The organism is Rhizorhabdus sp. GW822-FHT03C02 (genome assembly GCF_058801765.1).
Genome location: NZ_JBXANN010000002.1, coordinates 74,347 through 87,706, shown reverse-complemented (window position 1 = coordinate 87,706; position 13,360 = coordinate 74,347). Strand labels below are relative to the sequence as shown.

At 63.8% G+C, this 13,360-nt stretch carries 8 protein-coding genes; 7 read left to right on the top strand and 1 reads right to left on the bottom strand.

Annotated features, from left to right (window positions below; all coding sequences use genetic code 11):
- Nucleotides 1–2 precede the first annotated feature (2 nt).
- From rfbB to rfbA, 3 genes are read left to right on the top strand one after another with little or no spacing between them, the layout of a single operon-like run.
- Nucleotides 3–1,064 carry a dTDP-glucose 4,6-dehydratase gene (gene rfbB, locus AC1RM6_RS07495; protein ID WP_493099727.1) on the top strand — a complete coding sequence of 354 codons (1,062 nt, stop codon included), beginning with the start codon at nucleotides 3–5 and terminating at the stop codon, nucleotides 1,062–1,064.
- On the top strand, nucleotides 1,064–1,963 hold the full coding sequence (gene rfbD / locus AC1RM6_RS07490) for a dTDP-4-dehydrorhamnose reductase (protein WP_493099725.1): 900 nt from the start codon (nucleotides 1,064–1,066) through the stop codon (nucleotides 1,961–1,963). The genes rfbB and rfbD overlap by 1 nt, the downstream gene beginning before the upstream one ends.
- 5 nt (nucleotides 1,964–1,968) lie before the next feature.
- On the top strand, nucleotides 1,969–2,841 hold the full coding sequence (gene rfbA, locus AC1RM6_RS07485) for a glucose-1-phosphate thymidylyltransferase RfbA (protein ID WP_493099723.1): 873 nt from the start codon (nucleotides 1,969–1,971) through the stop codon (nucleotides 2,839–2,841).
- Between the two features lie 36 nt (nucleotides 2,842–2,877).
- On the opposite strand, the gene AC1RM6_RS07480 is transcribed toward rfbA, so the two are convergent.
- Nucleotides 2,878–5,097, bottom strand: a complete 2,220-nt coding sequence (locus AC1RM6_RS07480) for a tetratricopeptide repeat protein (RefSeq protein WP_493099721.1) — start codon at nucleotides 5,095–5,097, stop codon at nucleotides 2,878–2,880.
- A gap of 184 nt (nucleotides 5,098–5,281) precedes the next feature.
- Here AC1RM6_RS07480 and AC1RM6_RS07475 point away from each other — a divergent pair, with 184 nt between their 5' ends.
- The 4 genes from AC1RM6_RS07475 to AC1RM6_RS07460 form a co-directional block, all read left to right on the top strand.
- A complete protein-coding gene (locus AC1RM6_RS07475; RefSeq protein ID WP_493099719.1) occupies nucleotides 5,282–7,846 on the top strand; it encodes a DUF4214 domain-containing protein in 2,565 nt (854 codons plus the stop codon).
- Nucleotides 7,847–7,981: 135 nt separating this feature from the next.
- Nucleotides 7,982–10,291 carry an FkbM family methyltransferase gene (locus AC1RM6_RS07470; protein ID WP_493099717.1) on the top strand — a complete coding sequence of 770 codons (2,310 nt, stop codon included), beginning with the start codon at nucleotides 7,982–7,984 and terminating at the stop codon, nucleotides 10,289–10,291.
- Nucleotides 10,292–10,353: 62 nt separating this feature from the next.
- Complete coding sequence (locus tag AC1RM6_RS07465; RefSeq protein ID WP_493099715.1) at nucleotides 10,354–11,178, top strand: class I SAM-dependent methyltransferase; 825 nt, start codon at nucleotides 10,354–10,356, stop codon at nucleotides 11,176–11,178.
- Nucleotides 11,179–11,558: 380 nt separating this feature from the next.
- On the top strand, nucleotides 11,559–13,360 hold a 1,802-nt coding region (locus AC1RM6_RS07460), incomplete at its 3' end, for a M10 family metallopeptidase C-terminal domain-containing protein (RefSeq protein WP_493099713.1).

The following is a 13,360-nucleotide window of genomic DNA, read 5'->3' as shown; positions in this document are numbered from 1 at the left end:
ACATGCGTATCCTGGTAACCGGCGGGGCCGGCTTCATCGGGTCGGCGCTGGTGCGCCACCTGATCGGACAGACCGAGCATGAAGTGCTCAATTTCGACAAGCTGACCTATGCCGGGATTCTCTCCTCGCTCGCGGGCATCGCCGGCTCCGAACGCTATCGGTTCGTGCGGGGCGATATCTGCGACGCCGCCCTCGTCGGCTCGCTGCTGGCCGATTTCCGGCCGGACGTGGTCGCCCATCTCGCCGCGGAAAGCCATGTCGACCGATCGATCGACGGCCCGGGCGAGTTCGTGCAGACCAATGTCGTCGGTACTTTCACGATGCTGCAGCAGGCGCTGGGCTACTGGCAGGGGCTCGACGAGGATAGGCGCGCGACGTTCCGCTTCCACCATATATCGACCGACGAGGTGTTCGGTTCGCTGGGCGAAGACGGGTTGTTCAGCGAAACCACCGCTTATGATCCCCGCTCGCCTTATTCGGCATCGAAGGCTGGCTCCGATCACCTGGTGCGGGCCTGGGGTCATACCTATGGGCTGCCGGTCCTGGTGACCAACTGCTCGAACAATTACGGGCCTTATCATTTTCCCGAAAAGCTGATCCCGCTGGTCATCATCAAGGCGCTCGCCGGCGAAGACCTGCCCGTCTACGGCGACGGTTCCAACATCCGCGACTGGTTGTACGTGGAAGACCATGCGCGGGCGCTGCGCACCGTCTTCGAGACGGGCATCCCCGGCGAGACCTACAATGTCGGCGGCAATTCGGAGCGGAAGAATATCGAGGTCGTCGAGGCGATCTGCGCGACGCTCGACCGGCTTCGGCCGCGCGAGGACGGCAGGCGCTATGCCGAGCAGATCCGCTTCGTGACCGATCGGCCCGGACATGATCATCGATACGCCATCGACGCGTCGAAGATCCGCAACGATCTCGGCTGGACGCCTTCGATGACGTTCGAACAGGGCATCGACAACACCGTGCACTGGTATCTCGAGAATCGCGAATGGTGGAGCGACATCCTGGCCGGCCGTTACGACACCGGCCGTCTCGGCCTCGCCGGGGCCAGATGATGCGTGAAATCCTGATCACCGGCGGCACCGGACAGGTCGGCATCGAACTCGCCCGGCAGGACTGGCCCGCCGATATGAGGCCATATTGCCCGACCCGGGACGAGTGCGACATCGCCGACATCGCCAGCGTCGACGCGCTGTTCGCGACCCGCGAATTTGCCGCCGTGATCAATCCCGCGGCGTATACCGCGGTCGACAAGGCCGAAGAGGACAGCGCCGCCGCTTTCCTGTGCAATGCCCAGGGCGCCGCCAATCTCGCCCAGGCGAGCCGCAAGGCCGGCATTCCGCTCGTCCATGTCTCGACCGACTATGTCTTCGACGGCGGAAAGGTCGGGGCATATTCGGAAGACGATCCGGTGGCACCGCTCGGGAGCTATGGCGCGTCGAAGCTCGCGGGCGAATATGCGGTGCTGTCGGGCAATCCCCGATCGGTGGTGCTGCGCACCGCCTGGGTGCTGTCCGCCCACCGCGGCAATTTCCTCAAGACGATGCTGCGCGTCGGCGCCGTCAATCCCAGATTGCGCGTGGTCGACGACCAGCATGGCTGCCCGACCTCGGCGGCGGACATCGCCGGCGCGCTCAGGACCATTACCCTGGCGATGATCGCCGACGGCCACGCCCCGACCGGCATCTTCAACTTCGTCAATGCCGGCGAAGCGAGCTGGTGCGGTCTCGCGCGCGAAATCTTCGCGCTCAGCGCGGCGGCCGGCGGGCCCTCGCCCGAGGTCGAGGCCATCACCACCGCCGAATATCCGACGCCCGCCCGGCGCCCTGCCAATTCGCGGCTGGCCACGGCGAAGATCACCGCCGCATATGGCATCCATCCTCGCGACTGGCGTGCCGCCGTTCGCGATATCATCGACGAGCTTGCGGGGCCCGTGCCCCAGACGGGGGCATAAGCGCTGTGAAGGGTATCATTCTTGCCGGGGGATCGGGCACGCGCCTGCATCCGATGACGATGGTGACGTCGAAGCAACTGATGCCGGTCTACGACAAGCCGATGATCTATTATCCGCTGTCGACGCTGATGCTGGCGGGCATCCGGGAGATCCTGATCATTTCCACGCCGCGCGACACGCCGGCGTTCCAGGCCTTGCTGGGCGACGGATCGCGATGGGGCCTGGAAATCCAATATGCCGTCCAGCCGAAACCCGAAGGCCTGGCGCAGGCCTATATCATCGGTGCCGACTTCGTCGGCCATTCGCCCTCGGCGCTGATCCTGGGCGACAATATCTTCTACGGCCACGGCTCGACCGAGCTGTTCCAGCGCGCGGCCGCCCGGGCCGACGGGGCGACGGTCTTCGCCTATCATGTCACCGACCCCGACCGTTATGGGGTGGTCGAATTCGACGCACAGATGCGCGCCTTGTCGATCGAGGAAAAGCCGACCTCGCCCCGATCGAACTGGGCGGTGACCGGGCTTTATTTCTACGACGCGCAGGTGATCGAGATCGCGCGCAACCTCAAGCCGTCAAGCCGCGGCGAGCTCGAGATCACCGACGTCAACCGCGCCTATCTCGAACAATCGAACCTGTCGGTCGAGATCATGGGCCGTGGCTTCGCCTGGCTCGACACCGGCACGCCCGACAGCCTGCTCGAAGCCGCCGAGTTCGTCCGCACCCTCGAGAAGCGGCAGGGCTTCAAGATCGCCGCGCCCGAAGAGGTCGCCTACGAACAGGGCTTCATCGACGGCGCGCAACTCGAGCGGCTCGCGGCCGAACTCGGCAAGAGCGCTTACGGGACCTATCTCAGGAACGTCGTGCAGCGCGCATCCTGATCGGCGAACACCGAAAGACGCCGCCCCGGGGCCGGTTCAACCGGCATCTCGCGCGGCGTCGGCCCGCGCCACGCGCCAGGGCTGGCCGCGCGCGCTGCGATCGATCGACTGGACGATCTGCCGCATCGTCGGCTCGACGAATCCGTCATAAGGCCGGTCGCGCGCCCAATGGATATTGTAGCCGGGATCGCTTTCGATCGCGTCCCCCCACCGCGCATAAAGGCTGCGAAGCTCGCCCTGGTCCCAGGCGACCCGAACCCGCCCGACGTCCAGGCCGCGCGTCTTCGATTCGAGATGGAGCAGTTCGATCGCCGGCGAATACAGGATCCGGCAGCCCATCGATCGGATCCGCAGGCAAAGATCGACATCGTTATAGGCGATCATCAGTTCGGTTTCGTCGAAGCCCCCCGCCTCTTCGAACCGCGTCCGCCGAACCGCCAGGAACGCGCCGGTCGCCGCAGCGGTCGCATGCGCCAGATCGAAGCGATCGCCCGGGCCGGTCTCCCCCGCGATCGCGTGCCATCCGTCATGGAGCATCAGCCCTTCGCCCACGCCCATGAGCACCCCGCCATGCTGCAGGCTGCCGTCCGGATATAACAGCCGCACGCCCAGCGCCCCGACATCCTCGCGCTGCAGATAACCGCGTGCCAGATCGTCCCATCCGGCCGTGTACATTTCGATGTCGTTGTTGGCGAAGACCATGATCGGCGCGCGCGATGCCGCGGCGGCCAGATTGTTCGCGCGTGACCAGTTGAACGGCTCGTCCAGTGTCAGGATCGCCGCCTTGTGCCGTTGCTCGAGCAGGCGCAGCAGGTCGGCCGTCGCGGGTTCGACGCTGCGGTTGTCGACGATCGTCAGGTCGAGCAGATCGGGACGCGCCGCCTTGCCGAACAGGCTGTCGACAGCCGCCCGCACCAGATCCGGGGCATCGCGGGTCGGGATGACGATCTGGATGCGCTCTTCGGGCGATCGCACGGCCCCCGTGCTCACCGCCGGCCGCGTGCCGCGCTCGCGGATGACCAGATCCGATCCGGCGACGGGCCCCGGGGCCGGCGGCGCGCCCACGGGATCGATCGACCATCTGCGAATCGGGCCATCGCCCGAAGGTGCGATTTCGGCGCGCTCCGGCACGCGCAGGATCGACGACAATATCCGGGGTATGTGGACGACCGGCCCCTCGCCCGCAGCCGCCAGCATCAGCGATCTTCGGAATTCCGGCGGGAAATCATGATCCGCTCCGCGGATTCCGCGCCGGACCAGTATCACCGCCGGCGGCGACCTCGTCTGCGCCATCAGGTCGGCGTCGAAAACGCCCCAGAGCTGCGGATTCTCCCGGTTGAGGCCGTGGCGCCAATGCTCGACGGCGCAGTCATGGTCGGACCATGCCGCGGCGCATCCGGTTCGCGCCGCGGCGAAGTCGAACCAGCCCAGCGCCTGGGGATCGAGCACCGTCCCCGCGGAAACATGCAGCAGAAAAGGCCGTTCACCTGCGGCCGGTCCGCCGGGCCCGGCAAAAACGATGCGGTCGTCGACCGCCCCGAGACTGGCGACCGAATGGTCGGCGATCGCCTCGTCCGCCAGGACGGTGGCGCACCAGTCGCGTTCGACCTGATCGACGAGGCTGAGCAGGGTCGATCGCACGAAGGACGGCGCGCTTCCCCTGGCATCGACGATCACCTCGATATGCCCTGTGCCGATCTCCCGCCCGGGCGGGCGGCGGATCGGAAAATCCCGCCGGAAGGCATCATAATGCGCGACCGGATAGGTGGAGGTGTCGACCCAGTCGGAGATCTTCGCGCTCGCTTCGTCCAGCCTCGCGACGATGGCGGACAGTCCGCCGGTCCGGGCGTGCCGCTGAAATCCATCGGGCAGGCGGTCGCGCGCGCCGAGATGGATCAGGCTCGCGAACACCTCGATATTGTCCGGGTTTAGCTCCAGCAGTTCCACGAAGGCGTCGATCGCTTCGTCGACCCTGCCGAGCGCCTGCAGCGTACGCGCGCGCTGCAGGCGCGCATCTTCGTTGTTCGACGCGATGTCGATCGCACGGTCATAGGCGGCGAGCGCCGCCGGCAGGTTGCCCATTTCCCTGAGCGCATGCCCCAGCTGGATGTGGATGGCGACGTCGCCCGGCTGGAGCTTCAATGTTACCGCATAAAAGCGGGCCGCCCGCGTCCAGTCGCGCGCGGCCATCGCCCGGTTGCCCGCTGCGCGCCAGAAACCCACGCCCTTGGTGAACCAGCTTTTCATCGCCCCCATCGGATCCGCATGGACCGGCTATATTTCAGGGTCATGACCTGCACAACCGCGAGACCGCATCAAACACGGCTTGTGTGCGCCGCGGCATTGACGCGGCAACTCTTGCCCGGATAACATCACGGTTGGGTCACGCCCGCCTAAAAGTCCGCCCGGACTGCGCAGAAACGGAACGGCTTTCTCCAAAATGACAAAATATAAATTGCTAATAGTCGTCCCGCTGTACAAGCAACCTGACCTCATACCCGGCCTGTTCGGCTCGTTGATCGATGCATCCGCAGAGATCAAGACGCTCGACGCAAAAATATTGATTATCAACGATTCACCGGATCATGAGCCGTTACGGGAAGCTCTCGATCAGCACATGCCGGACATTGGCGCGGCGCTGGACGTCGAACTGCTCGTCAACGAAACCAACCTCGGCTTTGTCCAGTCCTGCAATCGCGCTTTCGCGCTGGCGGTCGAGGCCGGCGCGGACGTCCTGCTGCTGAATTCGGACACGCTTCTCACGCCGGGCGCGCTCACCGAAATCAGCGCCGTCGCCGCGCTCGATCCGCTGACCGCGGTCGTCAGCCCGCGTTCGAACAACGCGACGATATGCAATTCGCCCTATCCGGACGTGTTCCGGACGCTGGCCCTGCCCGAGGCGTGGAAGGCGCATCAGGCGATCGAGCCACTGTTGCCCCGTGTCACCTACGCTCCGACGGCGGTCGGCTTCTGCCTGTATGTCCGCCGGCTGATGCTGGAGGAGTTCGGCTTTTTCGACACCATCTATGGCGGCGGCTATAATGAGGAGAACGACCTCATCCTGCGCTGCAACCAGCGCGGATACCGGGCGGTGCTGGCCAATCACGCCTTTGTCTTCCATATCGGAAACGTGTCGTTCGCCCAGTCGGCGGTGGCGCCGAGCGAGCGCGAGCAGACCAATCGCGCGATATTGCTGCAACGTTATCCGGAATATCAGCGCGCGACCGATCGCTATTTTTCGAGCCCCGAATATAAGGCGCAGATGCTCGTCGCCGGCTTCGCCTCCGGGCCGTCCGGCAAACTGAAGGTCATCTTCGACTGCAACAATATCGGCCCGTTCTTCAACGGAACGTTCGAATATTCGAAAAATCTGCTGACGGCGTTCGTCGCCAGATATCATCATCTCTACGACATATACATCGCGTGCAGCCACGAAGCGCTGGTGTTTCATGGCTTGGACAAGATAACCTGGCTGAGCTATTGCTGGGGCAACGAACGCCAGATGGGGCCTTTCGCGGCGGCTTTCCGCCCCGCGCAGCCGTTCGAGACGACCCAGATCCTCGACCTCGCCGAACTGGCCCCCGTTGCCGGCTTCGTGATGCTCGACACGATCGCGATGGATTGCCAGCAGCTCGACGATCAGGGGCTCGCCGCCGTCTGGCGCAACATGACCGATCTCGTGCCGCTCGTCGGCTATCTCAGCGAGTTCACCGCCGCCCAGTTCCGCCGCCGGTTCGCCGTGCCCGAAACCAGTTCCGAATTCGTCTGTATGTGCTCGACCGAGGTTGCCGACTATGCGCCGCCGCCCGCCACGCCGGGCCAGGACGATGGCGGCCGGCACATCCTCGTGGTCGGCAACCATTACCCCCACAAGCATGTCCGCGAGACGCTCGACATATTGCGCGGCATGCCCGACATTCCGCCGGTCATCGTGCTCGGCCTCGAAACAAACGACGAGCCGGGCATCATCGGCTACAAGGCCGGCGAACTCGAACAATCCTTCGTCGACCGGCTGTACGACGAAGCGACGGTGATCCTGTTTCCCAGCCATTATGAAGGCTTCGGCCTTCCGGTGATGCATGCCCTCGCACGGTCGAAACCGCTCATCGGCCGCGACATGGCGGTGACCCGGGAGATCAAGGATCAGACGCCGTTCGGACGCAATATCCATCTTTACGAAACGACTGCGGAGATGGTGAAGGCGGCGATCGCCCCGCCCCGATGGATCGCCAGGCCGCTGAAGAGCAAGGTCGCCTATGATTGGGGAAATGCCGCCGATGCGCTCCATACGGCCTTTCGCGATGCCCTGACGCGTTTCGACTTCGATCTTTGCGTCGCGCGCCTGCAACGGATCGAAAATTATCGCGCATTGACCGCATCGGCGGCCCGGCAGGCGCCTGCGCCGGCGGTCGCGACATTGCCGGCCCCGCCCGCCCCGCCGCGAACATCGTGGTGGAAACAGCTGATGCGGGCATTGGGGCGCAAAAAGACCCTCGATGTGCGCGGACCCGCGAATGTAAGCGCGCGGCACAAGGGATCGTATTTTCGGCTCAACGCCGTGGCAGGTGCCGATTTCGACGAGTCCCGCCTCATCGCTGCGCTGCTCGACTGGGCCACGGCGCTCAGCTTGGGCGGCCGCCTGGAGTTGCGGGTCGAACCAGGCACGGCCAGCCTGCCTGCGCATCTGAGCCCCTTCTCCGAAGCCGGCCTGAGGGTCTGGCTGATCAGCGCCGGACTGATGCCGGATCATATCCGCGCGTCGGGCGACCATCTCGTCGCCGGTGCCGTCAAGATCCTCGACTGGGCGGCGGCGATGCCCGATCCCCAGAATAACCGGCAGTTCGTCGAGCAAGCCTACCGCCACATATTGGGACGCGACCCGGATGAGGGCGGAATGGCGCATTACAGCGCGCAACTCGCCGCGGGCCGGCGCCGGCAGGCGATCATCGAGGACATGCTCGGCTCCGCGGAGCGCGGCGACCGTATCGGTCGCATCTACGGCTGACATGACGAGAACCGCCTTCACGCATTGCCTTAACGGCTCCCCCACGCCATTGCTCGTGCGTGCCCGACGAATTCGAGGTTCATTCGCTGCATGTTCGGTTTAGATACAGATCAGATCAGAACCCGTTATGGCACGATGCGGGTTCCGAAGAAGGACCGGGTCATCGGCCACTCGCTGCGCGTCTATGGCGAATGGGGCGAGCATGAGATCGGCATCGTTTCGAAGCTGCTGCGCGATGGGCCGGCGATCGTCGATGTCGGCGCCAATATCGGCACGCACGCGATGGGTTTCGCCGCGCGATTCCCGAATTCGCCAGTGCTGGCCTTCGAACCGACGCCGGCGGCCTTTACCCTGCTGGCCGCCAATATCGGCCTGAACGACTATCGCAACGTCGAACCCTACAATCTGGCGTGCGGCCCCGAGGAAAAGCTGCTCGATCTCAACATCGACTTCGGCGATTTCGACTGGAATGTCGGCGCGGTCGACCTGCGCCGGGCGCAAAACGCCGATGCGATATCGATGCCGGTCGGCATGGTCCGGCTCGATCGGCTGCTCGCGGGGCGCGACGTCCAGTTCGTGAAGATCGATGTCGAGGGCATGGAACTCGACGTCCTTCGTGGCATGTCCGAGACGCTCGTCGCGCAACGGCCCTATATCTACCTCGAGATGCTCAAGATCGACGAGCTGGGCGAATTCCGCGAGATATTCGACAAGGCCGGATATGCCCTGTTCTGGATGGAGACGTCCGCCTTCAACAGGAACAACTACAACGGCAATCCCGAAAATGTGTGGAGCCGCTGCGAACTCGGCATTTTTGCGGCGCCCAGCGAGGCAACCGCCGAAATCCTGCTGCCGCCGGTCCGCGGCGACGAACGCGAGCTGCCGACCTTCGCGGATCCGCTCTCGGCCTATGCCGGGGACGATTTCGCGGTCGCCGCGACCCAGCGCGCCGCCCGCCCCGAAAGCTGGCGCGGCCTGCTCGACCTGACCGCCGCCACGATGAGCCGGCTTGCGCTGATCACCAGCGCAATGAGCGACCGGAAACCCGTCGTCGCGCCGCTCGCCAATTTCGCGCCCGATGTGGGCGACGAGCCGACCGGCCTCTCGGCCGAATGGCGCGGCGCGGATCTCTTCATCCACCCGATACCGGGGCGGACGAACAAGGCCGTTTTCCACAACGTCTTTCTGAACGGCGAATCGCGCATTTCGGCCCGCCTCGAACTTGCCGCCGCCGATCCCGCGCCCGTCGCGTTCGAGGCCAGGGTGCGAAATGCCGGGGGCACGACGATCTGGGAAGGCACGTGGGAGATCGCCGCCGAACAGCAATATGATCTGGCGGCCGACTTCGTCGCCGAGAATGGACTGTACGACATCGAATTCGCGACCCGCATGGCCGACCCAACCTCACCGGTCGACTACGCCTGGGCCTATGTCCGTAGCCCCGACATACGCTCCGCTGGGGCGATCGTCATGGAGGATCGGCTCGATGCCACCGCGCTCGAAACCTCCGAGCAATTCGAAGGCGAGCTGTTCAGGGTAGGTGCCGCGGCGGATATGCTGGAGACGCGCGCGATGCTGCAGGCGCAGCTCGATCAGGTCGCGCAGGCCCATCACGGCCTGGTCGAAACCCATCGGGAGAATGTCGCAAGGCTCGCGCAACTGCAGGACGCGCTGATCGAGGCCCAACGTGTCCGGGACGATGCGGCCGCGGCCAAACTCGGCCAGCTCAACGACGTGCTGCTCTATTCCCATCGAACGCGGATTGCGGAACTTGCCGCGGCCGAAACCGCGACACGTCAATCGCTGAACGAGTTGCATATGGCGATCCTCGAGACCCAAAGCGCCAGAAACGCCGATCTCGAAAGCCAGATCGCCGATGGCAAGGCGCGGGAAGCGCAGGCGCTGGCGCAGTTGCGCGCCGCTGCGCTGGCGCATGAGGCGGACATCGAAAGCGCGCGCGCCATAGCATCCTCGCGTGAAGTCGATCTGGAGCGGGAACGGGCCGTCGTGCGCGGGCACGAAGCGAGCCTGAAAAAGGAACGGGCGCGACAGGCCGATCTCGAAGCGAAGGTCGAGATGTGTCGGGCGGGCGAACAGGCTGCGATCGTCGAACTGCGCGCGGCGGAAAATATCGTCAACCGGCTGCAGGGCGAGCGCGACGCGCTGGCGGCGCAATTGCTGGATGTCGGCAAGATCGCCCGAGATGCCGAACATCATCTCGGGATCGAGCGCGCCTTCCGAGTAGGCGATACGGCGCAGATCGACATTCTCGGCCAGCGTATCGCGCAGGCGGAACGGCTTTCGAACGAATTGCGCCAGCAACTTGCCGAGCGCAGCGTCGCGTTGCTGGCGGCCGCCAGAGAGGCAGGCATCCTGCGCCATGCACCGGTGCACAAGCGACTCCTCTATCTCGTCGGAGCGCCTATCGTCGGCAACAACGCCTGATCCACGAACCGCGGCCGGTCGATGCCGCAACTTACCATTCTCAAAACGCTGCAGAGGAAAATATGGAAAGCTTGGACGCCCTTTACGACGCGATGCGCGCCAGTGAGATGAACGATTGGGTGGGCGGTTCCGATCCGAAATCGGTCGGCGATGCCTGTTACGACATCATTCGGCGGCTGCTGACGATAACCCCCCACTCGAAGGCGCTCGACTTCGGCGTCGGCATCGGCCGGGTGATGGCATCGCTGCTCGCCAACCATCCGGGTCTGCCCAGCGTGGTCGGCATGGATATCATCCCGAAGGTTATCGAATTCTGCGAAAACGAGATCGCCACGCGCTTCCCGAACACCAAGTTCGAGACGATCGAGGGCGCCAACGACCATTATAATCAGTTCATCTCGGGCGCGCCGCCGAAATCGAAGGACGAAATCATTGCCGAATATGGCAATCAGTTCGATTTCGCCTACGCCTTCTCGGTCTTCACCCATGTCGAGAAGGAGGATTATCAGAACCTCCTGAACTTCGTCGGCAAGCTGCTTCCTCCTGGCGGGCAGTTCCTCTTCACGACCTTCGTGCTCGATCCTTTCTCGCGCGACATGATCGAAAAGAGCCAGTCGATTTTCCCGCTCTACAATCGTCGCTACGAAGACGACGACAATGTCCTGGTCGGCAACGTCGACGATCGCCTCGCCTTCATCGCCTTCGATCGCTTCCTGATCGAGGACATGGTCTGGAAGGCCGGCCTCGTGCTGACCAAGATCGAAAAGGGTGCGTGGATGGGCGGCGGCCTGGGCGCCATTCTGCAGGATGCGATCGTCTGCCGCCGGCCGAACGTCGAAATCGCGCCTGAGGACGTCCAATATACCGCGCTGGTGTCGCGCTCATAGGATATTTCCGGCCGCTGGATCCGTCCGGCGGCCGGAAACCCCTTCGAAGAACCCCATGGTTGTCGACGTCATGACATGATGTCGGCAATCAATCGCATGCGCAGCCGAAATATTCCCGCTGCGTAATGAACTCTTTTTCATCGTTCGTCAGTAACGCGGCGGCGATCGACGCGGTTCTGGCGCCACTCGTTACATCTCATATGGCTTGTCTGGTCGACCTGTCGAACCTAGACCCTGTCGGTAGATTCGGCCGAGGGGGAATGGCGGTCCGGATTTTCGGAGCCTGTCATCCATAATGGATCTGTCGTCCATGGATTTGATGGCTCGAAATCACCTATCGTTCCCATCGCTTCAGCTATCAGCAAGTCGAGACGTAACAAATGGCGAATGCAACGGTGCCCGCCCCCCAGCCCAGCAACCCCTTTCTGCGGTCGCTGATCGGCCCGAACATGTACAACCCGGCAGGCTTGTTCAACGGACAGGTAACCTATGTGCTCCAGGGGAACGCGGGCACGTCTGGCCTTGATGGCCTGGGCGGGGCCGCCTGGCGGGCCGATGGCGCCGCCACGGCCTTTTTCGGCGCCGCCAACGCGTGGAACGCCGTCTCCGATCTCAAGCTGGTCCCCTATCCATTTTATTATAACGGCTCGGGCGGCACCGGCGCCAACTGGGTCGAGAAGCTCGAATCGCTTGGCGCCGACAGCGACGAACTCGGCCATCACGAACTGCCCCCGCGCAATGCCTTCTCCTCGATCTTTCAGATCGAAGGCGCGTTCAATCGGGACAGTTCGGTCTTCACCACGGCGAGCAACAAGCCCGGCGGCTACAGCTTCACGACCTTCCTCCACGAGATCGGTCATGGGCTCGGTCTCGAACATCCGCATGAGGGCACGCCCTTCCCCGGCGTCACGACATCCACCGATCTTGGTACCTACGGCCTGAACCAGGGCATCTTCACCGTCATGAGCTATAATGACGGCTATCTGGCCAAAGGCTATTCGCTGTCCGATGACTATGGCTGGATGTCGACCCCGGGCGCGCTCGACATCGCGGCGATCCAGGCGATGTACGGCGCCAACATGTCGACCGCCACCGGGAACAACATCTATCGGCTTGCCACCGCCAACCAGGCCGGCACCGGCTATGCCTGCATCTGGGATGCCGGCGGTATCGACACCATCTCGGGCGAAGGCGCCTCGATCGCCTGCACCATCGATCTTCGCGAAGCCACGCTCGGCCTCGAAGCCGGCGGCGGCGGTTGGCTCTCGAGCGCCCAGGGCATCATCGGCGGCTTCACCATCGCCAAGAATGCCCAGATCGAAAACGCCGTCGGCGGCAACGCGGCGGATCAGATCACCGGTAACGATCTGTCGAACGTGCTGTATGGCATGGCGGGCGACGACGTGATCATGGCCGGCAAGGGCAATGATTATCTGGACGGCGGCATGGGGTCGGATCGCCTCGACGGGGGCGATGGCGACGATATGATCGTCTATGACCCCGCCGACGACAGCAGCAATATCCAGGGCGGCGCCGGCAACGACCGCCTCGTTCTGAACAACATCGCGATACCGACGGGTTTCAATTTCGCCGCCCGCTCGATCGAGTTCGCCGAGGTCAACCAGGACGATCCCGGATCGAACATCTGGTCGAAGATGAAGACGGTCTACACGCCGTCGTTGACGCTGGTCAGCCAGGACACGCTCAACGACGACGGGTCGCGAACCTATGTCGAAATCGACTATGCCAACAGCTCGGCGCTCGCGTCCGAGACCAGATATTATGACACCCAGTCCCGCCTCGATCTGGACGATCAGCGGCGCGACAACGGCACGCGGGTGATCATCGATTTCGACCAGGCCAATACCAGCGCGCTGTCGTCGGAGCTCATCTATTACGACGCCGCCGGGCGGGTCGATCTGCGCGACCAGAATTTCGACGATGCCAGCCGGGTCGTCATCGATTTCGATCAGGCCAATACCAGCTCGCAATCGTCCGAACTGATCTATTTCGACACCCAGGGCCGGGTCGACCTGCGCGACCAGAATTTCGACAATGGCACCCGCGTCATCATCGACTTCGATCAGGCCAATGCCAGCACGCTGTCGTCCGAACTGATCTATTTCGACACCCAGGGCCGGGTCGACCTGCGCGACCAGAATTTCGACAATGGCACCCGCGT

What these genes read in the sequence shown, in the direction of transcription:
- AC1RM6_RS07465 (WP_493099715.1), top strand. Translation starts at nt 10,354, where the DNA reads ATGGAAAGCTTGGACGCCCTTTACGACGCGATGCGCGCCAGTGAGATG.
- rfbD (WP_493099725.1), top strand. Translation starts at nt 1,064, where the DNA reads ATGCGTGAAATCCTGATCACCGGCGGCACCGGACAGGTCGGCATCGAA.
- AC1RM6_RS07480 (WP_493099721.1), bottom strand. Translation starts at nt 5,097, where the DNA reads ATGGGGGCGATGAAAAGCTGGTTCACCAAGGGCGTGGGTTTCTGGCGC.
- rfbB (WP_493099727.1), top strand. Translation starts at nt 3, where the DNA reads ATGCGTATCCTGGTAACCGGCGGGGCCGGCTTCATCGGGTCGGCGCTG.
- AC1RM6_RS07470 (WP_493099717.1), top strand. Translation starts at nt 7,982, where the DNA reads ATGCGGGTTCCGAAGAAGGACCGGGTCATCGGCCACTCGCTGCGCGTC.
- AC1RM6_RS07475 (WP_493099719.1), top strand. Translation starts at nt 5,282, where the DNA reads ATGACAAAATATAAATTGCTAATAGTCGTCCCGCTGTACAAGCAACCT.